Annotated in this window: 17 protein-coding genes and 1 pseudogene; 9 read left to right on the forward strand and 9 right to left on the reverse strand. The window is 62.7% G+C overall.

The genetic code is table 11. The features are described 5' to 3' along the window. Positions 1–65: 65 nt before the first annotated feature. Complete coding sequence (locus tag ACST81_RS22900) at positions 66–1,319, forward strand: aromatic ring-hydroxylating oxygenase subunit alpha (protein WP_438754321.1); 1,254 nt, start codon at positions 66–68, stop codon at positions 1,317–1,319. Next, the gene (locus ACST81_RS22905) at positions 1,309–2,394 is read left to right on the forward strand and encodes an FAD-binding oxidoreductase (protein ID WP_438754323.1); all 1,086 of its coding nucleotides are present in this window, start codon (positions 1,309–1,311) and stop codon (positions 2,392–2,394) included. The genes ACST81_RS22900 and ACST81_RS22905 overlap by 11 nt, the downstream gene beginning before the upstream one ends. Positions 2,395–2,466: 72 nt before the next feature. On the opposite strand, the gene ACST81_RS22910 is transcribed toward ACST81_RS22905, so the two are convergent. From ACST81_RS22910 to ACST81_RS22930, 5 genes are all read right to left on the reverse strand, one after another. Next, complete coding sequence (locus ACST81_RS22910; RefSeq protein WP_438754324.1) at positions 2,467–3,594, reverse strand: S-(hydroxymethyl)glutathione dehydrogenase/class III alcohol dehydrogenase; 1,128 nt, start codon at positions 3,592–3,594, stop codon at positions 2,467–2,469. A gap of 64 nt (positions 3,595–3,658) precedes the next feature. Beyond that, complete coding sequence (locus ACST81_RS22915; protein ID WP_438754326.1) at positions 3,659–4,588, reverse strand: electron transfer flavoprotein subunit alpha/FixB family protein; 930 nt, start codon at positions 4,586–4,588, stop codon at positions 3,659–3,661. A gap of 225 nt (positions 4,589–4,813) precedes the next feature. Beyond that, on the reverse strand, positions 4,814–5,563 hold the full coding sequence (locus ACST81_RS22920) for an electron transfer flavoprotein subunit beta/FixA family protein (RefSeq protein WP_438754328.1): 750 nt from the start codon (positions 5,561–5,563) through the stop codon (positions 4,814–4,816). 12 nt (positions 5,564–5,575) lie between these two features. Beyond that, positions 5,576–6,181 carry a dimethylsulfonioproprionate lyase family protein gene (locus ACST81_RS22925; RefSeq protein WP_438754330.1) on the reverse strand — a complete coding sequence of 202 codons (606 nt, stop codon included), beginning with the start codon at positions 6,179–6,181 and terminating at the stop codon, positions 5,576–5,578. A 2-nt stretch (positions 6,182–6,183) separates the two neighbouring features. Next, the gene (locus tag ACST81_RS22930) at positions 6,184–8,220 is read right to left on the reverse strand and encodes an FAD-dependent oxidoreductase (protein ID WP_438754332.1); all 2,037 of its coding nucleotides are present in this window, start codon (positions 8,218–8,220) and stop codon (positions 6,184–6,186) included. A gap of 149 nt (positions 8,221–8,369) precedes the next feature. Here ACST81_RS22930 and ACST81_RS22935 point away from each other — a divergent pair, with 149 nt between their 5' ends. The 6 genes from ACST81_RS22935 (at position 8,370) to ACST81_RS22960 (ending at position 13,986) form a co-directional block, all read left to right on the forward strand. Further along, complete coding sequence (locus ACST81_RS22935; RefSeq protein ID WP_438754334.1) at positions 8,370–8,999, forward strand: TetR/AcrR family transcriptional regulator; 630 nt, start codon at positions 8,370–8,372, stop codon at positions 8,997–8,999. After that, complete coding sequence (locus ACST81_RS22940) at positions 8,980–9,804, forward strand: pyrroline-5-carboxylate reductase family protein (protein ID WP_438754336.1); 825 nt, start codon at positions 8,980–8,982, stop codon at positions 9,802–9,804. Before ACST81_RS22935 ends, ACST81_RS22940 begins: the two co-directional genes overlap by 20 nt. A gap of 70 nt (positions 9,805–9,874) precedes the next feature. Beyond that, complete coding sequence (locus ACST81_RS22945; protein ID WP_438754338.1) at positions 9,875–10,873, forward strand: ABC transporter substrate-binding protein; 999 nt, start codon at positions 9,875–9,877, stop codon at positions 10,871–10,873. A gap of 113 nt (positions 10,874–10,986) precedes the next feature. Continuing rightward, positions 10,987–11,874 (forward strand): ABC transporter permease, encoded by an 888-nt coding sequence (locus ACST81_RS22950; protein ID WP_438754340.1) that lies wholly within the window; start codon positions 10,987–10,989, stop codon positions 11,872–11,874. Beyond that, entirely contained in the window at positions 11,867–12,925 is a 1,059-nt protein-coding gene (locus ACST81_RS22955) for a quaternary amine ABC transporter ATP-binding protein (protein ID WP_438754342.1), read from the forward strand. Before ACST81_RS22950 ends, ACST81_RS22955 begins: the two co-directional genes overlap by 8 nt. Positions 12,926–12,945: 20 nt before the next feature. Continuing rightward, a complete protein-coding gene (locus ACST81_RS22960) occupies positions 12,946–13,986 on the forward strand; it encodes an Ldh family oxidoreductase (protein ID WP_438754343.1) in 1,041 nt (346 codons plus the stop codon). Here the strand turns inward: ACST81_RS22960 and ACST81_RS22965 are convergent. Together ACST81_RS22965 and ACST81_RS22970 are read right to left on the reverse strand one after the other, a co-directional pair. Next, positions 13,970–14,122: pseudogene (locus ACST81_RS22965) on the reverse strand (GntR family transcriptional regulator); the annotation flags it as partial. The gene ACST81_RS22960 and the pseudogene ACST81_RS22965 sit on opposite strands and share 17 nt — an antisense overlap. 59 nt (positions 14,123–14,181) lie before the next feature. Further along, positions 14,182–16,215 carry an FAD-dependent oxidoreductase gene (locus ACST81_RS22970; RefSeq protein ID WP_438754345.1) on the reverse strand — a complete coding sequence of 678 codons (2,034 nt, stop codon included), beginning with the start codon at positions 16,213–16,215 and terminating at the stop codon, positions 14,182–14,184. Between the two features lie 385 nt (positions 16,216–16,600). Here ACST81_RS22970 and ACST81_RS22975 point away from each other — a divergent pair, with 385 nt between their 5' ends. Then, positions 16,601–17,626 (forward strand): GlxA family transcriptional regulator, encoded by a 1,026-nt coding sequence (locus ACST81_RS22975; RefSeq protein WP_438754347.1) that lies wholly within the window; start codon positions 16,601–16,603, stop codon positions 17,624–17,626. Between the two features lie 174 nt (positions 17,627–17,800). On the opposite strand, the gene ACST81_RS22980 is transcribed toward ACST81_RS22975, so the two are convergent. Both ACST81_RS22980 and ACST81_RS22985 read right to left on the reverse strand, forming a co-directional pair. Further along, positions 17,801–19,099: a D-tagatose-bisphosphate aldolase, class II, non-catalytic subunit gene (locus ACST81_RS22980; protein WP_438754349.1), complete on the reverse strand. Its 1,299-nt coding sequence runs from the start codon at positions 19,097–19,099 to the stop codon at positions 17,801–17,803. Continuing rightward, positions 19,096–20,082: a tagatose kinase gene (locus ACST81_RS22985; protein ID WP_438754351.1), complete on the reverse strand. Its 987-nt coding sequence runs from the start codon at positions 20,080–20,082 to the stop codon at positions 19,096–19,098. Before ACST81_RS22985 ends, ACST81_RS22980 begins: the two co-directional genes overlap by 4 nt. Between the last annotated feature and the right edge of the window lie 64 nt (positions 20,083–20,146).

Genomic DNA, 20,146 nt, shown 5'->3' on the forward strand with positions numbered 1-20,146 from the left:
ATGGCTCCACATCAGCGAATCTAGACTCAAGCACTTCTTGAAATCCGCAGACATGAGGTTGAATTATGCTGCAAAAGTTCGCTTCCTCCATCTCCGCGCTGCTCGATGCGCGTGCCGAGGGACATTCGCTTCCCGCCGGCCTCTATACGCGCGAGGATGTCTTCGAGGCCGATCTGGACGTGTTCTTTCGCAAGCACTGGATCTGCATCGGCCTCGAATGCGACGTCCCGGAGCCGGGCGATGCCACCGTCGTCGATATCGGCAAGACCAGCCTGATCCTGCTGCGCGACGACGACAATGAAATCCGCGTGATGCACAATGTCTGTCGCCATCGCGGATCGCGCCTGCTGGATAGCGGCAAGTCGATCGTGTCCAAGCTGGTCTGTCCCTATCACACCTGGACCTACGAACTGACCGGCGAACTGAGCTATGCCCCGCACATGGGCAAGGGTTTCGACAAGGAATGCCGCAGCCTCAAGCAGGTGGCCTTCAAGTCGATCGGCGGCCTTGTTTATGTCTGCCTATCCGATAATCCACCGGAGGACATCGCCCATCTCGAACAGGTCATGGCGGAACGCCTTGCCCCTTACGACATCGCCAATGCCAAGGTCGCCTACGAGACCGACGTCATCGAGAAGGGCAACTGGAAGCTGACGATCGAGAACAATCGCGAATGCTACCATTGCTCGGCCAACCATCCGGAGCTTTGCGTCTCCTTCGTCGATCTCGACTTCGGCTTCGATCCCGATGCACTGAGCCCCGAGGACCGCGCGCAGGCCGAGGAACATCTTGCACTCTACGACGAACGCACCAGGCGCTGGGAAGCCGACGGCTTCCCATCCGGCGCCGTCGAACAGCTGGTGGATTGCACCACCAATTTCCGCACCCAGCGCCTGATCATCTCGGGCGCCGGTGAATCGCAGACACCGGACGCGACGGCCGCCTCCGCAAAGCTGCTCGGCAAAATGACCCGCAAGGATCTCGGCGACACCCATCTCTGGGGCCACAACAGCTGGAACCACTTCATGGGCGACCACGCCGTGGTTTCCGTCGTCATCCCGCTGTCGGCCGACACGACGCTGGTGCGGACGAAATGGCTCGTCCACAAGGACGCTGTCGAGGGCGTCGATTACGACCTCGAAAAACTGACCAATGTCTGGATCGCCACGACGGATCAGGATTCCGAACTGGTCGCCCGCTCGCATGCCGGCGTCGAGGACCCGGCCTATATCCCCGGCCCCTATTCGCCCTTCTCCGAAACCAACCTCGACAAGTTCGCGACGTGGTATATCGACCGGATGCGCGCCCATGGATACTAAGAGCACTTTCACACCGGCAGCGCGCCTCAAGCGCGGCGATGTGTGGAACCGCGATACAGACGAGGATCTCGTCTGCATCGACATCCACCAGGAAACGCACGACGTGAAGACCTTCACCTTCGCATCAGCGGAAGGGAAACTGTTCGCCTTCGAGGCCGGCCAGTATTTCCTGTTCGACCTCGACATCGGCGGCGAACCGGAAAGCCGCTGCTACAGCATTTCCTCGTCGCCAAAGCGGACCAACGCCTTCTCGGTCACCGTCAAGCGCGTTCCGGGCGGCAGGATTTCCAACTGGCTGCACGACAATCTCGCGGTGAATGCGAAGGTCAAGGCCAACGGTCCGCTTGGCCACTTCATCCGCCCGAACGCGAAGAAATACCTGTTCCTCTCCGGCGGTTCCGGCATCACCCCGGTGATGTCGATGGTGCGCGAGCTGGCCGATAGCTATGAGCCTGCCGATATCGTCTTCCTGCATGCGGGGCGCACGCCGAAGGATCTGGTCTTTCGCGACGACCTGACCGTACTTGCCGGCCGCATGAAAGGATTACGCCTGCAGTTCCTGCCGGAAACGGTGCATGGCGAAACCTCCTGGCCGGGCCTCACCGGCCGCATATCGCCGGATTACATGAAGCTTGCGGTGCCGGATGTCGCCGAGCGCGTCGTCATGTGCTGCGGCCCGGCACCCTTCATGGCGGCGGCCCGCGCGATCACCGCCGAACTCGGCGTTCCCTTGTCGCACTATATCGAGGAAAGCTTCGACGCCGCCGTCATCGACGAGGTCGATATTCCCGTCATCAAGGAAGCGATTGCCCGAACCTACCAGGTGTCGTTTGCAAAACAGGCACGCCAGATCGAGGTGTCCGGCGAGCAGACGGTGCTGTCCTGCGCCAAGAAGGCCGGCGTGAAGCTCCCCTCCTCCTGCTCGAACGGCGTTTGCGGCACCTGCAAGTCGAAGCTCGTCTCCGGCACGGTCGAGATGAGCCACAATGGCGGCATCCGTCAGCGCGAGATCGACGCCGGCCTCTTCCTGCCCTGCTGTTCCAAACCGCTCAGCGATCTCGTCATCGACCGCTGAGCCCGCCGCCGCCGGTGCGGCGACGGCAAAAGCGGCATTGTCAGGCGGCGCACATCGGTGCCGCCCGATCACTCAATAGATCACCACGCTCCTGATGCTTTCGCCGCGATGCATGAGGTCGAAACCCTTATTGATGTCCTCGAGCGGCATCGTATGGGTGATCATCGGGTCGATCTGGATCTTGCCCTGCATGTACCAGTCGACGATCTTCGGCACGTCGGTGCGGCCGCGCGCGCCGCCAAACGCCGTGCCCATCCAGTTGCGGCCGGTGACGAGTTGGAACGGGCGGGTCGAGATTTCCTGGCCGGCACCGGCAACGCCGATGATCACCGACTTGCCCCAGCCGCGATGCGACGATTCCAATGTCTGGCGCATCACCTTCGTGTTGCCGGTGCAGTCGAACGTGTAGTCCGCCCCGCCGATCGTGTCGCCGTTGCGCTTGGTCATGTTGACGAGATAGGGCACGATGTCGTCGCCCACGTCCTTCGGATTGACGAAATGCGTCATGCCGAATTTTTCGCCCCAGGCCTTGCGGTCATTGTTGATATCGACGCCGATGATCATGTCGGCGCCGGCCAGGCGCAGGCCCTGCAGCACGTTCAAGCCGATGCCGCCCAGCCCGAAGACGATCGCCGTCGAGCCGACTTCCACCTTGGCCGTGTTGATGACGGCGCCGATGCCGGTCGTCACGCCGCAGCCGATATAACAGATCTTGTCGAACGGGGCGTCGGGATTGACCTTGGCGAGCGCGATCTCCGGCAGCACGGTGAAATTGGCAAAGGTCGAGCAGCCCATATAGTGGAAGATCTTGTCCTTGCCGGTCGAGAAGCGGCTCGTGCCGTCCGGCATCAGGCCCTGGCCCTGGGTCGCGCGGATCGAGGTGCAGAGGTTGGTCTTGCGCGACAGGCAGGAATAGCATTCGCGGCATTCCGGCGTGTAGAGCGGGATGACGTGATCGCCCTTCTTCAACGAGGTGACGCCCGGCCCGACATCGACGACGATACCCGCGCCCTCATGGCCGAGGATCGCCGGAAACAGCCCTTCCGGATCGGCGCCCGACAGCGTGAATTCGTCGGTGTGGCAGATCCCCGTCGCCTTCACCTCGACCAGCACCTCGCCGGCGCGTGGACCATCCAGCTGAACGGTCATGATCTCCAACGGCTTGCCAGCGGCAACCGCAACGGCGGCGCGTACGTCCATGGTTTTTCCTTTCTATGCGGGGGATACCGCCGCTCTGCTCATCGAGCGGGCGGCGCAAGTGATATCAGAGCGCCTTCTGCAGTTCCGGCAATATGTCGAACAGATCGCCGACGAGGGCATAGTCGGCGACCTGGAAGATCGGGGCTTCCTCGTCCTTGTTGATGGCGACGATGACCTTGGAGTCCTTCATGCCGGCGAGATGCTGGATGGCGCCGGAGATGCCGACCGCGATGTAGAGCTGCGGCGCCACCACCTTGCCGGTCTGGCCGACCTGCCAGTCGTTCGGCGCATAACCGGCATCGACGGCGGCACGGCTTGCGCCGACGGCGGCTCCGAGCTTGTCGGCGACCGGCAGGATGACCTCCTGAAATTTTTCCGAACTGCCGAGCGCACGACCACCGGAGATGATGATCTTGGCGGAGGTCAGTTCCGGACGATCGGACGAGGACAGTGCATCCTTGACATGGGTCGACAGGCCGGGGTTCGCTGCAGCGGAAATGGTCTCGACCGAGGCCGAGCCGCCTTCGGCAGCGGACGCGAAGGAGGCCGTGCGCACGGTGATGACCTTCTTCGCATCGGTGGACTGCACCGTCTGGATGGCATTGCCGGCATAGATCGGGCGCTTGAACGTGTCCGCCGAGACGACCTCGGTGATCTCGGAAATCTGGGCCACATCGAGCAGGGCGGCGACGCGTGGCAACACGTTCTTGCCGACCGAGGTGGCGGCCGAGACGATCGTGTCGTAGGAACCGGCCAGCGAGACGATCAGAGCGGCTAAGGGCTCGGCCAGATTGTTGGCGAGATCGTCGCTGTCGGCGAGCAGGACCTTGGAGACGCCGGAGAGCTTGGCAGCGGCATCGGCTGCGCCTTGGGCAGCCTTGCCGGCCACCAGAACATGGACGTCGCCACCGATCTTCGAAGCCGCCGTCAGTGCCTTGGCGGTCTGGTCGGACAGGGTTGCATTGTCGTGGTCAGCCAGAAGAAGAATGGCCATGATGTAATCTCCCTTTGAGCATGCAGGGTCTCAAAGACCGCGCTCGATAATCTTGACGTGTTCAGCGAATTTGCTGCCTTGCCCCTCATCCGCCCCCTTTTTTAGAAGAATGGCGGGCACCTTCTCCCCGTCAAGACGGGGCGAAGGGACAAGCGGCACCCTCGATAATCCCCTCTCCCCGCGAGCGGGGAGAGGGTTAGGGTGAGGGTGAGGGGCAAGTCTGGCCTAGAGCACGCCGGCTTCGTTTTTCAGCTTGTCGACCAGTTCGGCGACAGACTTCACCTTGATGCCCGCCTTGCGCCCGCCCGGCTCCTCGGTCTTCAGCACCTTCAGGCGCGGCGCGGTGTCGACGCCGAAATCGGCCGGGCTCTTCTTGTCGAGCGGCTTCTTCTTGGCCTTCATGATGTTCGGCAGCGAGGCATAACGCGGCTCGTTCAGACGCAGATCCGTCGTCACCACCGCCGGCAGCTTGATCTCGATTGTCTGCAACCCGCCATCGACCTCGCGGGTCACCGTTGCCTTGCCGTCGCCGATCTCGACCTTCGAGGCGAACGTGCCCTGCGCCCAGCCGAGCAAAGCCGACAGCATCTGGCCGGTCTGGTTGCTGTCGTCATCGATCGCCTGCTTGCCGACGATGATCAGCCCCGGCTGCTCGACGTCCGCAACGCCCTTGATGATCTTGGCCACAGCCAAGGGCTCGACCGCATCTTCAGTCTCGACCAGGATCGCCCGGTCGGCACCCATGGCAAGCGCCGTGCGCAGCGTCTCTTCCGCCTTGGCCGGGCCGACCGAAACCACCACGACTTCCTCGGCCTTGCCGGCCTCCTTCAGCCGCAAGGCCTCTTCCACCGAAATCTCGTCGAACGGGTTCATCGACATCTTCACATTCGCAAGCTCGACACCAGACCCATCCGCCTTCACGCGGATCTTCACGTTGTAGTCGACGACACGCTTGACGGTGACCAGGATTTTCATGATGCAGTTTCCTCAGTGCTTGGGCGGATCGGGCAGCAAAGCCCAGAAGGCGAAAAGCGGCTTGTCGCCGGAGCGAATGGCATGGCGAATGCCGGGTACATTATAGAAAGAACCACCAATACCCGGCGAAAACCAGCCGGAATCGCCGTGCATGAACTCACCCTCGGAGAGGACCAGATAGGTTTCCTCCGGCGCATGATCGTGATCAGGATAGCGCACGTTCGGCGCCATCAGCGTCGCCCCGAGCCAGACATCGCGCCGGTCTTCCAGCGCGCCCGGCCCGACGATCATCGTGTTGGCATGGCTTTCCAGGAAATTGTCGCTCGCCGTGCCGTCATGGGTCGACCGCAGCTTCCATGCGAGTGAGGGTTCCAGCGCCTTGAAACGACCGATCAGCCGATCGAGCACCGCATCCCCCGTCGTTACCCTCAGTGCCGCATCGAGATAGCGGTCGCAGACCGGAAGCCTTTGTCCGATATCCGGCCGTTCCGGCTTCACAGTCTCAAGAAGCGCCGTGATCCGCGCGAGCGAGGCACGGGCTTGCGGATCGCGCGCGCGCTCATCGAATGCGGCAAGGACCGCATCCAGAAAACCCTGCAAGACCTCGCTTCGCGCCATGGTCAGAGATCCTTGGCGAGACGCAGCGCATCATAGATGGCCGCATGTGTGTTGCGGGCGGCGACGGCGTCTCCGATCCGGAACAGCTGATAGGCACCGTCCGGATTGCGCTCGACCACCTGCGGCGCGCCGGCGATCAGCGCGTCATAGGCGACCTCGCCGTGGTTCTTTGACCCCGGCTTCAGCTCGAAATAGAGATCGTCGAGCGGGATGGTGCCGTGATTGACGACGATCTGGTCGACTGTCTGCTGTTTCGCCACGCCGCCATACTCACTGCCAATATGGGCGATCAGCTGGTTGCCGCTCCTTTCGGCGGCTTCCAGCCGATAGGTGACGGTGAATGTCGTGTCGAGCTTCTGTAGCGAGCGCATGTAGGGCACGAGATTCATGGCCATGACTTCCGGCGCGAAGGAGCGGTCCGGCGTCATGATCTCCACCTTGCCGCCCGCCTTGGCGATGAACTCGGCCGCCTGCAGGCCGGCATGGTCGCCGGCATCGTCGAAGACCAGCACATTGGTCCCCGGCTTCACGTCGCCGGAAATGATGTCCCAGGAGGAAACGACGAGGTCGTTGCCCTTGGTCAGTACGTCGGTATGCGGCAGGCCGCCGGTGGCGATGATCACCACATCCGGCTTTTCGGCCGTAATGGCACCGGCTTCCGCCCAAGTGTTGAAGCGGAAGGTAACACCAAGCTTCTCGCACTGGCTCATGCGCCAGTCGATGATGCTGATCATTTCGCGGCGGCGCTCGCTTTGCGCCGTCAGGCGAATCTGGCCGCCCGGATTGTTTGCGGCCTCGAAGACCACGACTTCATGGCCGCGTTCGGCCGAGACACGCGCCGCCTCCAGACCGGCGGGGCCGGCGCCGACGATGACCACCTTCCTGCGCACCTCCGCCTTCGGGATCTGGTGCGGCATCGTCTCCTCGCGGCCGGTCGCCGCATTGTGGATGCAGAAGGCGAGACCGCCTTGATAGATGCGATCGAGACAGTAATTGGCGCCGACGCAGGGACGGATGTCGTCCTCGCGCTTTTCGATGATCTTGCGGACGATATGCGGGTCGGTCATGTGCGCACGGGTCATGCCGATCATGTCGACCTTGCCGGCCGCGATCGCATGACGTGCGGTCGCCACGTCCTGGATTTTCGCCGCATGGAAGGTCGGAAACTTGGTCGCGGCGCGGACATCGCCGGCAAAGTCCAGATGCGGCGCGCTCGCCATGCCCTGGATCGGGATGACGTCGGTGAGGCCGGGGTCGGTATCGATATGGCCACGGATGACGTTGAGATAGTCGATCAGGCCGCTATCCTTGAGGCGACGGGAGATTTCCAGGCCATCGGCCTTGTTCGTCCCGCCGGGCAGACATTCGTCGGCTGTGTAGCGCACACCGAGGATGAAATCGTCGCCGACGCGCGCGCGCATCGCCCGGAACACGTCGAAACAGAAGCGCATGCGATTGTCCAGATCGCCGCCATAGGGGCCGTCGAGTTCATTGGTGAGCGGCGAGGTGAACTGGTCGATCAGATGGCCATAGGCCTCAAGCTCGACGCCATCCATGCCGCCGGCCTTCATGCGCTCGGCGGCATCGGCGAAATCCTTGATGATGCGCTCGATATCCCAGTCTTCCAGCTTCTTCGGGAAGGAACGATGCGCGGCCTCGCGATGATGCGACGGCGCGACGACCGGCAGCCAGTCCCCCTTGTCCCAGCGCGTGCGGCGGCCAAGATGGGTGAGCTGGATCATGATCGCCGAACCCTGTTCATGCACGGCGTCGGTCATTTCCCGGATCCACGGGACGATCTCGTCCTTGTAGGCGAGCAGATTGTTGAAGACCGGCGGACTGTCCTTGGACACGGCGGCCGAACCGGCCGTCATCGTCAGCGCCACGCCGCCCTTCGCCCGCTCCACCGTATAGGCGCGGTAGCGGCCCTTCGGCATGCCATCCTCGGGATAGGCCGGCTCGTGCGAGGTGACGATGATGCGGTTGCGGAGGGTCAGGTGCTTCAGCTGGAAGGGCTGAAGCAGGGGGTCGTTCGACATGCGCCGGGCTCCGGTCTATGGGGACTTTGCCATGAAAGCTAATCGAGAATGTACACATGTGTCAATACTCAAAAACAAAAGAGTCCGGAATATCGACACAGATGTACATTTTGCTTGTCAGGCCGAAATGGATTTGTTAGGAGACAATCATGGAACAGGCGACGAACGACAGCGGCTGGCGTGGCTCCCAGGAGGGGTGGCTGGAGGCTGCCTATGACGCCCTGCTCGAATCCGGCGTGGAATCGGTGAAGATCCTGCCGCTTGCCAAGCGGCTCAATCTGTCCCGGACCAGCTTCTACTGGTTCTTCAAGGACCGCGAGGAATTGCTCGGCGCGCTGATCACGCGCTGGCGGGACAAGAACACCGGCAACCTGGTGAAGCAGTCCGAGGCCTATGCGGACACGCTGGCCGAGGCGATGCTCAACGTCTTCGATTGCTGGGTGAACAAGGACCTGTTCGATTCCCAGTTTGAATTCGCGGTGCGCAGCTGGGCACTACAATCGCCGGACATCCTGGCCGAGGTGCAGAAGGCAGACCAGACGAGAATGGAAGCGATCACCCGCATGTTCACGCGGTTCGGCTACAGCGAAACGGAAGCCGACGTTCGGGCCCGGACGACCTATCTGGTCCAGATCGGCTACATCTCGATGCAGGCCCGCGAAGACATCGCGCTGCGCATGAAGCGCATCCCGGAATATATCGCGATCTATACCGGCGAGGTTCCGCAAAAGCGGGAACTCGACCGCTTCTTCTCACGGCATGGATACAAACCGGAGTGACAAGGTGGCAGCAGGCAGGGGTTTGAAAATAGGCGTGATCGGCGGCGCCGGCTGGCTGGGCGGAGCGATTGCCACAGCTGTGCTGGACGCCGGCATTGCGGCGCCCGAAGACCTCGCGCTCTCCTATCGCAGCGAACGCCCGGACTGTTTCCCCGGCGCCTTCTGGACCGCAGACAATCAGGCGCTGGCCGATCGCTCCGATATCATCATCCTCTCCGTTCGCCCGACCGACTGGGCGCCGCTCAGGGTCGATGCCGCCGGCAAGCTGGTCATCTCGGTCATGGCCGGCATTCGCCTCGAAGCGATCTGCGAACAGCACAAGACCCGTCGCGCAGTGCGCACCTTGCCGAATGCAGCCGCCGAAGTGCGCAAGTCCTATACGCCATGGATCGCCACCGGTGATATCGACGAAGCCGACCGGGCCGCCGTGCGGGCGATCTTTGACGCCTGCGGCGTCGAGGACGAGGTCCGCTCCGAAGCGGAGATCGATTATCTGACAGGCCTTACCGGCTCCGGCCCCGCCTTCCCGGCGCTGCTGGCCGAAGCCATGATGGCGGACGCGATCGCCCATGGCCTCGATCGCGCGATTGCCCAACGGGCCGTCAACACAGTCCTGGTCGGCGCGGGCCGGCTGCTGGAACAGCGACACGACTGTCCGACCGATACGGTCAGGACTTTCCTGGATTATCGCGGCACGACCGCAGCGGCGATCGAAACCATGAGGACGGCGGGCTTTAATGCCGCCGTCGCGCGCGGCCTCACCGCCGCCTTCGAGAAATCGGTACGGATGGGGGAACCCTCCTGAACCCGGTCTGGGCGGGGTTTGCGGTGTCCCGCCCGGCACCAACCAGCCGCACAAGATAAAGGGAACGGACATGAAGACTGTTATAGCATTGAGTGGGCTGCTGCTTGGGAGCGTGTCGGGTGTGACTTTGGCGCATGCGGAATGCGGCAGCATGACGATCGCCAGCATGAACTGGCAGAGCGCCGAGGTGATCTCCAACCTCGACAAGATCATCCTGAATGAGGGCTATGGCTGCAGCGCCGAGATCACGGTGGGTGATACGGTTCCGACCATCACATCCATGGCCGAGAAGGGCGAGCCGGACATCGCGCCGGAAGCCTGGATCGATCTTCTGCCGGATGTCGTCAAGAAGGGTACCGACGAGGGCCGCATCATCACGGTCGGCTCGCCTTTGCCCGACGGTGGCGTCCAGGGTTGGTGGATTCCCAAATATCTCGCCGACGCCCATCCCGATATCAAGACCATTCCGGATATGCTGAAGCATCCCGAACTTTTCCCCGATAGCGAGGACAGTTCCAAGGGCGCGATCTACAACGGTCCGCAAGGCTGGGGCGGCACGGTGGTGACGGCGCAGCTCTACAAGGCGTTCGAGGGCGACAAAGCCGGCTTCAACCTGATCGACACGGGGTCTGCCGCCGGTCTCGACGGCTCGATCGCCAAGGCCTACGAGCGCAAGCAAGGCTGGGTCGGCTATTACTGGGCGCCGACCGCCCTTCTCGGCAAGTACGAGATGGTCCGCCTCGACTACGGCGTCGACAACGATCCGGCCGAGTGGAAGCGCTGCAACACCGTGGCCGACTGCGCTGATCCGAAGCCGAACGCCTGGCCGGTCGACACGATCGTGACGCTGGTGGCCAAGCCCTTCTCCGAGAAGGCCGGGCCGGAGGTGATGGATTATCTGAAGAAGCGCTCCTGGAGCAACCAGACGCTCGGCCAGCTGATGTCCTGGATGACCGACAACCAGGCGTCCGGTGAGGATGGCGCGAAGCACTTCCTCGAAGAGAACAAGGATGTCTGGAAGGCCTGGGTCACGCCGGAGGCCGCCGAGAAGATCGAGGCGTCGCTGTAAGCGGCACGATCCAGGCATAATGATCTGTCACGGCGATGCGCCACGCGGCGCATCGCTTTTACCTGCCGAGAACAACAAAAAGAACGATCGGCTTTTTCGATAAGGGGAACGGAATGGACTGGTTTTTCAAATTCCCGCATATGGACGACGACAGCCTGCGCAACCTGAAGAAGGCGATCGACGAGGGCTTTCGCGGCTTTACCCGCGCCTATGGCGATGCGATCGAGGGGCTCTTCTACCCGCTGCAGCAGTTCCTGATCCATGCCGAGCGCTTCATGCTGAAGACGCCCTGGCCGATCATCACCGCCATCATCCTCGCCATCGCCTTTGCCGCCACCCGCAGCCTCAAGATCGTCGCCGGCTGTCTCGTCACGCTGTTGCTGATCGGCTATTTCGACATGTGGGACGACACCATGCGGACGATCTCGATGATCTTCGTCTGCACCGTCATGTCGATCGCCATCGGGCTTCCGATCGGCATCCTGATGTCGCGCTCCGACCGCGTCCAGCGCACGATCAGCCCGATCCTCGACGTCATGCAGACCATGCCGAGCTTCGTCTATCTCATCCCCGTCGTCATGCTGCTCGGCATCGGCAAGGTGCCAGGCCTGATCGCCGTCGTCATCTATGCCATCCCGCCGATGATCCGGCTGACGGACCTCGGCATCCGGCTGGTCGACCGCGACGTGCTGGAAGCCGCCGATGCCTTCGGCGCCGACGGTCGCCAGAAGCTGTTCAAGGTGCAGCTTCCCCTCGCCCTGCCCACCATCATGGCCGGCATCAACCAGACCATCATGATGGCGCTCGCCATGGTCGTCATTGCCTCGATGATCGGGGTACAGGGTCTGGGACAGCCGGTCCTGAAAGCCATCGCCAACCAGTATTTTACCCTCGGCATCTTCAATGGTCTCGCCATTGTCGGCATTGCCATCATGTTCGACCGCGTCAGCCAGGCCTATGGCAAGCGCCTGCAGAAGCACAGGGAGGTCGTCCATGGTTGAGGTCAATAATCACGCCTTCGGCGGCATCCGCATTCGCAATCTGTACAAAATCTTCGGACCCAATGCCGCTTCCCATATCGAAGCGGTCAAGGCGGGCCTCACCAAGGCCGAACTCAACGAGAAGCACGGCCATGTTTTGGGCCTCAGCGACATCAATATCGAGATGCCGTCGGGCTCGATCCAGGTGATCATGGGTCTGTCCGGCTCCGGCAAATCGACCCTGATCCGCCATATCAACCGGCTGATCGACCCGACCGCCGGCGAGGTGCTGGTCGATGGCACCGATGTCTGCCGGATGAACGAGAACGATCTTCGCGCGTTTCGCCGCCACCAGACGGCCATGGTGTTCCAGAAGTTCGCGCTTTTGCCCCATCGCAGCGTGCTCGACAACACCATCTTCGGGCTGGAGATCCAGGGCATTTCCCGCCGGCAGAGCCTCGACATCGCCATGCGCTGGCTGGAGCGGGTCGGTCTCAAGGGTTTCGAGCAAAAGTATCCCAACCAGCTGTCGGGCGGCATGCAGCAGCGCGTCGGTCTTGCCCGGGCGCTCGCCAACGACGCACCGGTGCTTTTGATGGACGAGGCCTATTCGGCGCTCGATCCGCTGATCCGCATGGACATGCAGAGCGTGCTGCTCGACCTGCAGAGGGAGATCAAAAAGACCGTCGTCTTCATCACCCACGATCTCGACGAAGCGCTGCGCCTCGGCGACCAGATCGCCATCCTGCGCGACGGCGAGGTCATCCAGCAGGGCACAAGCCAGGACATCGTGCTGCGCCCAGCCGACGACTACGTCGCCAACTTCGTCCGAGAGGTCAACCGCGGCCGTGTGATTCATGTCGAAGCCGTCATGGACAGGATCGACCAAGCCGCAACAGGCCAAACCACCAACGGCCCCGCCATCCCCGCCGACACCGCCATAGAGGACGCCGTCCGAACACTCTCCGCAGCAAACGCAACACACGCAATCGTCACAGACCAGGCCGGAGAAACCGTCGGGACAGCGAGTTTCCAAAAACTCGTCAATGCGATGGTCACACCAAGGCATTGAACCTCCCTTCGGAGAGTGGAATGACTGAAACAGTCGAAATCGGCCAGGCCGAGGCGGAAGAGCTGGCGATGAAGGCCTGCCTTCATGCTGGGGCCAATCGCCCCAGCGCCCGCTCGCTCGTCGATGCCACGCTGTCGGCGGCGCGCTTCGGGCCGCCGACGCTCGGCTTTCCGCATATGGTGGATTATCTCAACAGCTTTTGTGAAGGACGCATCAACGGCAATCCGCAGCCCCGGCTCGACCGCCCCTTCCCCGCTTATCTGTCTTCGGATGCGGACCGGGGCGTGGCGCAGCTCGGCTTCGATCTCGCCTTCGAGGACCTGGTCGCGGCCGCCGGCACGTTCGGTATCGCCATCTTCACCCAGACCAACAGCTATACGGCCGGCGAACTCGGCTATTTCGTCCGCCGCCTTGCCGATCGGGGACTGGTCGGGCTCGCAGCGACGAACGCCAATCCCATGGTTGTCGCGAAGCCCGGAGGGCCGAAGGTCTACAGCACCAATCCACTTGCCTTCGGCTTTCCTCTCGGCGACGGCCTGCTGCCGTTGATCATCGATCAGGCATCGAGCGCCACGGCTTTTGTCAACATTGTCGCGGCCGCAGCCGACGGGCGCCCAGTCCCCGAGGGCTGGGCCGTGGATGCCAAGGGTATCGATACGACGGATGCCACAAAGGCGCTGGCCGGCGCCCTCCTTCCCTTCGGTGGACGCAAGGGCGCCAATGTCGCGCTCATGGTTGAAATGCTTTCAGCCGGCCTGTCCGGTGGTCCCTGGTCGCTGGATGTCGCGGACTTTCGCTCTGGCGACCGGTCGCCCGGGGTCGGCTTGACGGTGCTGGCGATGATGCCCGGCGCGATCGATGAGGGCCGGGTTGCACGCGCGCGCGAACAGGCGAAACGCCTGCAGGATCTCGGCGTGTTCATTCCAGGCATAAACGGGGGCGAGCCCGCAGCACAAAGGTCCAAGACGTTCAAGATGCCGCGCAGCATTTATGACGCCGTCTGCTTCTTTGTGTCGGGAAGCGTCACCGCCGGGAACGCTCCGCTCAAATCCCCGTGCTGATCCGCATACCCTCAGGCGCGGCATACATGGCCATGTTCCTGCGTGACAGGTCCAGATGCGCGGCCTCCGCCAACTCTTCCTGCATGCGCGGCGTGCTTGGACGGTAAAAAATCTTGCCGATCCGGGCGTGATCGATGTGTCCTGGCCCGCAATGCATCCAGCGCGGGCTTTATCTCGTGACGACCATGCTGTTTCTCAGCTCGCCTTGGCCTGAAGTTCGGCGACTTGTCCGGCACTCTTCGCCGTGACCGCCATCCCTGCTTTCCGTCCCTCGTAAAACGCATAGGGCGCCTGCCTTGGGGCCACGCCGTCGCCGATCTCCTGGAAGGCGATGCCGAGATCGGCGAGTTCCAGCGCCAGCCAGTTGGCGGCGCTGTTGGTTGTCGCAAAGACCAGGCTGTCGGCAGGAATCGTTTCCGTCGCGCCGGTCAGGTGCGAGACAAGCACGGCCGCATTGCCCTGCCAGCTGTCGATGCTGGTTTCCGTGCGAAACTGCACTCCGAGCCTGCTCAGCGACCGTCGCAACGCAGCGTCGGCGGACGTGCGTTGCAATTCCTTGCCGACCAGCGGATCCGGCGTCACCAGCACGACCTGGTGGCCCTGTTCGGCCAGTTTCCACGCCGTTCCGCACCCTTTCCATCCGCCGGTTTCATCGAGCAGGACCACCCTGTTTCCAACCCGCGCTTGGCGCGCCATGACGCTTTCGGCCGAGAACACGTTGCCGCGTGCCAATCCGTCGAGTTCGGCCCGGTGGGGCGTCGCCTTCTGGAAACCGTTTTCCTGCGGCAGGGAGCCGGTCGCCAGGATGACGACATCGGCGCCGATCCCGGCGACATCGCTGCCTTCGAGATAGCTGTTCAGCCGTACCTCGACGCCGAGCTTGGCGAAGCGCGTTTCATACCAGCCGATCAGGTCGAGGATCTGGGCGCGCCTCGGCTGTTCGCCGGCGAGCCGGAAGGCGCCGCCCAGCCGGTCGGATGCTTCCGCAAGAATGACCCGGTGCCCTCTTTCAGCGGCGACACGGGCGGCCTCCAGTCCGGCTGGACCGCCACCGACGACGAGCACGGATTGTGGATCAGCGACCGGCTCGAACCGGTCTCCGCCCCATTCCGCCTCGCGGCCGACCGAGGGATTGATCAGACAGCTGATCCAGTAGTCGCGCGAGCGGCGTCCCCAGCACATCTGGTTGCAGGAGAGACAGCCGCGAATATCCTCGGGCGCGCCCCGGCGCGCCTTGTTGGCAAGATGCGGATCGGCGATCTGGCCGCGCACGATGGAGACGAGGTCCGCAACGCCCTCGCCCAGCGTGATTTCGGCATTTTCGGGTGTCCGGATATGACTTTCCGCCGTCACCAGCGCATGCGTGACGACCTTTTTCAGCCGCGCGGAAAGTTCGATACCGAGGCGCTCGGGATAGAGGAATGTCGGCATCAGGCTGCCGAAGTCGAAGTAACCGCCGGAGCCGCAGGTGACGTAATCGATCAGCCCGTCGGCATCGAGCCCCGCGACGATCTCGGTGATCTCGTCGCGCGTCAGCGCGGTGGGACAGCCCGGTTCGTCGCTCACCGTCAGGCCGACGATGAAATCCGGGCCGCAGAGCCGGCGGATACGGCTGAGAATTTCGCGCGAAAACCGCGTGCGGTTTTCGAGGCTGCCGCCCCATTTGTCCTCGCGCTTGTTGTGGAACGGCGTCCAGAACTGGTCGACGAGGCCGCCATAGGCCGCCCAGACCTCGACGCCGTCGAACCCGGCCGCCTGACAGCGCTGCGCCGCCTTGACGAAGGCATCGATGGTCTCCTCGACCTGCGCCTCGGTCATGGCATGCGAGCCATCGCTGTCGTGATAGCTCGGTCCGCCCGAGGGCGACCAGTGGGCGTGAAACGACAGGTCCGAATCCCCATGGCTGCCGACATGATAGAGCTGCTGGACGATGACCGCGCCATGTTGCTTGACACTCTCCGTCAGCTTCCTGAAGGCGGGAATGACCGAATCGTCGCAGGTGCGGAAGTTGCCGCGCGTCAGAACCGCCGCCGGATGGATCGGCATCGGCTCGACGACGATCATCGCAGCACCTCCGATCGCACGCTCGACATAATAGGCGATCGTCTGGTCGCCCGGCAGACCATCGACCGACATGTTGGCGGTATGGGCACCGAAGACAATGCGGTTGCGCAGCCTATGGCCGGCAAGGCTGATTTCGGAGAAGGTCCTGGGGAAGGCGTTGGTCATGGTGAAACCTGTTTCAGGGAGGAGCAGCTCAAGATGAAAGCGCTGCAACTGGTCAGCGCCACAGGGTTTTTCAGGGACTGGCGGTTATCCTGTTGGCCGTGTTCGCAGGCAATCGCCGTTTGTTGACGGCGGGGCGCTGGCGACAACAAAGCCCGGTCCGATATTTACAATTTTTTGTTCACTGACACGGACGATAGTCACTCCGAAAAGCCTCTCATCGCATTTCCTTCCCTGCCGTTGCGGATTCACGTCCGCTCCAGAGACGATGCCGCTTTTCCCGAGCGCGCATGTCCGAACCGTGACCAACGGGCCGATGCTATTTGCGTTGCGCATCGCCGTATTGTATATTTCGGACAAATTCCTATGCAGTTCGGAGACTTGCCACTTGCAACGCGACTATTCGCAGCTTGGGCCGAGCAAGGCGGCTCCCGATGCCGTATCCCCCCTGCGCGTCGGCATTGTCGCCACGCCGAATTTCACCCTGATGCCGCTTGCCTGCTTCACCGACTTCCTGCGGCTGGCGGGCGACGAAGGCGACTTCAGCCGGCGCATCTATTGCGACTGGGACCTGCTGTCGCACGATCTCGGCCCCATCCGCTCAAGCTGCGGCCTCGAACTGAAGCCGACCAGGGTCTATCCGGATCCACGCGACTACGACGTCATCGTCGTGCATGGCGGCATCCTGCATGCCGATCATGAAATCCCGTCGGAACTCTACGAATTCATCATCCGCGCCGCTGGCTTAGGTGTTCCGGTGGCCGGAAACTGTTCGGGAAGCTTCGTGCTCGCCGAGGCGGGGCTGCTCGCTGGAAAACGCTGTGCCGTGCATTTCTCGCTGGCGGGGCCGCTGCGGCAGAGCTTTCCGGACATTACCCCGGTGTCGGACTTGCCGGTCGTCATCGACGGCAATATCATCACCTGCCCCGGCGGGCTGGCCTCGGTGCAACTCGCCATGTATCTCGTGTCGAGTGCCTGCGGAGAATCGCGGGCCCACAAGGCATTTCACTATATTCTCGGCGATCATGGCTATGAGAAGGAAGGCGCGGTCGAGGAACTCGATATCGGCCTCAAATGCCAGGACCGACGGGTCGCCAACGCGATCGGCCTGATGCGGCACAAGATGTACGAACTGTGTACGATCGCCGAGATCGCCAGCAGCGTCGGCACGTCGGAGCGCGAACTCTCGCGCCTGTTCCAGAAGCACCTGAAAGTCGCGCCGAGCCAATACTGGCGGCAGATGCGGCTCAAGGCGGCGAAATGGATGGTGCTCAACGGCGACCGGTCGATCGCCCAGATCGCCTATGAATGCGGCTTTACCGACAGCGCCCATCTGGTGAACTGGTTCAAGCGCACCTATCACGTCAGCCCGGCCAAGATGCGCCGTTCCCACCGGGAGTTTGGCTTACGCTAACGCCCGCTTTTTCCGCCCATCCTCATTCTCTGATTGCCCTGCTGCTTTGATCGAACCTGTGGATGCGCCCTTCGTCTGGAGCGAGGAAGACGTTATCACCGTGGTTGACGGCAAACCCGCCGCCCTTCAGGAGCCGGATGGTCGATAGCTTCAGGTGTTCCGGCCGGCTGCCGATCACGCAGGCATTGCAGGGCTTTGAGAGCTGTCTTGATGGACCGCCCGGTCGTAGATCCCCAGCACGGCATCGACCGCTGCGATCAGGATATCCTCGACGGACCGTCCGCTGAGGTCGCGCGCATCAAACTGCGGGAAGTATTGATGGATCAGTGTTTCCGGGATTGCCACATTTTCCAGCGCGCGAAACAGGGAATCGACGGCGGCGAGCGCCTCCGGCCTGTTCCAGTAGTAACGAATGCGATCACTATAGCTGTAATGGCGCTGCAGCCGCAGGGCCGCCTCGTCGCCATGGTAGTGACCTCGCCAGTCCTGCGGATGCCCGGTCATCAGCGCTTCCATCGCGTTGCGCAACGGCCGTTCGCCATAACCGGGAACCAGGTCGCCGGCCAGCATGTCGAGAGCGTAAAGCGCTTCCCGATAGGCAAAGGTGACGCCGGGGCCGACTTTCAAGATCGGAAAACCGTTGCGCACCAGTGCGGCAAGCGCTGCTTCGGGCTGGTAGTCGGTCGAATGGGCCTCGAAGACCAGACTGTCATAATTGTCGAGCACGGCCGCCAAGCCCGCCGCCTTGGGCGGATCGTAGACGATGACATTGTCGCTGCCGAATTCGACGCCGGGCTGGACGACGAAGGCGATGGTGCGGGCGAAGGCATCTTGAAGGCCGGCCGCTTCGAAGACCTCGCGGTGGATCGCGATCGTTGATATCGCTGCATCCGGCGATGTCGGCTCGACCGTATCGAGGACATGATCGGCGCCGCCGGGAACCGGAACCTCGGTTCCGAGGATATAGACGGGAAGCGGACGTTCGCTCGCTTTCGCGGCGGTCTCCGCAACCTGGCAGAGGGCTGCCGCCCGCGTTGCGATCGTCCGGTCATCAAGGGCCGCAGCATCGCCCGCGCAGGCCATCGATGCATCCAGATGAATCTTGCCGAAACCCGCCGCGACATAGGCCTCGACCATAGCCTTTGCTTTTTCCATGGCGATATCGGGTGCTTCGTTGCGCCAGGGATTCGGGCCGAGATGGTCGCCGCCGAAGATCAGCAGACTCAAATCGAGTCCTTCCTCCTGCGCGATCGTCTCGACCAGATCGACGAAATCGACCGGCGCCATGCCGGTATAGCCGCCGAGATGATTGACCTGATTGCAGGTCGCCTCGATCAGCACCGGACGCTGTGTCACTTTCGCGCGGCGGATGGCGGCGCGCAACACGGTCGGATGGGCGGAACAGACCGAGGTAATGCCGAACGGCTGGCCTTCACTACGGGCCTTGGCCAGATCCAGAAGAAGCGTGCTCATGGCGAAACCTCCGATCGGGTCGTTGCGATAAATTCATCGAGTTCGAAAAAGGATGACGTGCCTTCCATCGGCCCCTGTTTCGTCACATTGCGCGCGCCGGCGGCATTGGCGTAGCGCAGCGCCTGTTCCGGCGAATGTCCCTTGCGGCGGCAGGTGAGATAAGTGGCGCCGAAACAGTCGCCGGCACCGGTCGGATCGACCTCCTCGACGACGAAGGCCGGCGCATGAAGCGCGCCGTGGTTTTGGCTGTAATGGGACGAGCCCTCCCGTCCCCGCTTCAGGACGATTTCCGAAATGCCGCGCGACAGCAGGCTGTCGATCGCCTCGGCCTCGCCGTCGATACCGGCGGCCAGCGAAAGCTCCTCGCCGGATGGCAGCAACAGGTCGGTGACGGCAAGCATGTCCTCAAGCTGCCTTTTGCCCTCCCCGCCCATCAACTCCTTGCGAATATTGGGATCGAAGGAGACCGAGCCGCCACGCGCCTTCACGATCGACACGGCGTCGAGCAGGACCGGCGCGATGCCGGGAATGGCAAAAGCAGAGCCCATGACATGCACATGCCCGGCCCGCGCGATCAGGGCCCGTGCGGTTTCGGTCATGGTGGTGCAACCGGAGGCGGACTTGGCGATATTGAAAACGAAGTCACGGGCACCATCCGGCCGGTAGCGGACGAAGGCGCTGCCGGTCGGCATGTCCGGCAAGACGGCGATGGCGGAGACATCGACGCCATCGCGCTCCAAACGCTCGACATTCAGCCGGCCGAAATCGTCGTCGCCGACGGCCGAGACGATCCCGCAGGCGCCACCAAGCTTGGCGACCTGATCGATGAAGATGGCCGGCGCGCCACTCGGGAAAGGCCCGATCAGCGACTGCGCCTCGCGGAACCCGTCGCCGACCGTCGTCGCCATGATTTCCACCAGAATCTCGCCGATCGTGATGGTCGGCCCGAAGGATTCCGGCGCGAGCGTGTGACGACTGTTCATCCATTCCTCCGAGACGCGCAGACCGCTTCCTATCGGCGACGGAATTATCGCCGAAAACAATCAA

Source organism: Pararhizobium sp. O133, assembly GCF_051669845.1.
Lineage (GTDB): Bacteria > Pseudomonadota > Alphaproteobacteria > Rhizobiales > Rhizobiaceae > Pararhizobium.

Coding starts and splice junctions, on each gene's coding strand:
- ACST81_RS22935 (WP_438754334.1), top strand. CDS start 8,370: ATGGAACAGGCGACGAACGACAGCGGCTGGCGTGGCTCCCAGGAGGGG.
- ACST81_RS22915 (WP_438754326.1), bottom strand. CDS start 4,588: ATGGCCATTCTTCTTCTGGCTGACCACGACAATGCAACCCTGTCCGAC.
- ACST81_RS22905 (WP_438754323.1), top strand. CDS start 1,309: ATGGATACTAAGAGCACTTTCACACCGGCAGCGCGCCTCAAGCGCGGC.
- ACST81_RS22930 (WP_438754332.1), bottom strand. CDS start 8,220: ATGTCGAACGACCCCCTGCTTCAGCCCTTCCAGCTGAAGCACCTGACC.
- ACST81_RS22945 (WP_438754338.1), top strand. CDS start 9,875: ATGAAGACTGTTATAGCATTGAGTGGGCTGCTGCTTGGGAGCGTGTCG.
- ACST81_RS22970 (WP_438754345.1), bottom strand. CDS start 16,215: ATGACCAACGCCTTCCCCAGGACCTTCTCCGAAATCAGCCTTGCCGGC.
- ACST81_RS22985 (WP_438754351.1), bottom strand. CDS start 20,082: ATGAACAGTCGTCACACGCTCGCGCCGGAATCCTTCGGGCCGACCATC.
- ACST81_RS22960 (WP_438754343.1), top strand. CDS start 12,946: ATGACTGAAACAGTCGAAATCGGCCAGGCCGAGGCGGAAGAGCTGGCG.
- ACST81_RS22980 (WP_438754349.1), bottom strand. CDS start 19,099: ATGAGCACGCTTCTTCTGGATCTGGCCAAGGCCCGTAGTGAAGGCCAG.
- ACST81_RS22950 (WP_438754340.1), top strand. CDS start 10,987: ATGGACTGGTTTTTCAAATTCCCGCATATGGACGACGACAGCCTGCGC.
- ACST81_RS22900 (WP_438754321.1), top strand. CDS start 66: ATGCTGCAAAAGTTCGCTTCCTCCATCTCCGCGCTGCTCGATGCGCGT.
- ACST81_RS22955 (WP_438754342.1), top strand. CDS start 11,867: ATGGTTGAGGTCAATAATCACGCCTTCGGCGGCATCCGCATTCGCAAT.
- ACST81_RS22925 (WP_438754330.1), bottom strand. CDS start 6,181: ATGGCGCGAAGCGAGGTCTTGCAGGGTTTTCTGGATGCGGTCCTTGCC.
- ACST81_RS22940 (WP_438754336.1), top strand. CDS start 8,980: ATGGATACAAACCGGAGTGACAAGGTGGCAGCAGGCAGGGGTTTGAAA.
- ACST81_RS22920 (WP_438754328.1), bottom strand. CDS start 5,563: ATGAAAATCCTGGTCACCGTCAAGCGTGTCGTCGACTACAACGTGAAG.
- ACST81_RS22910 (WP_438754324.1), bottom strand. CDS start 3,594: ATGGACGTACGCGCCGCCGTTGCGGTTGCCGCTGGCAAGCCGTTGGAG.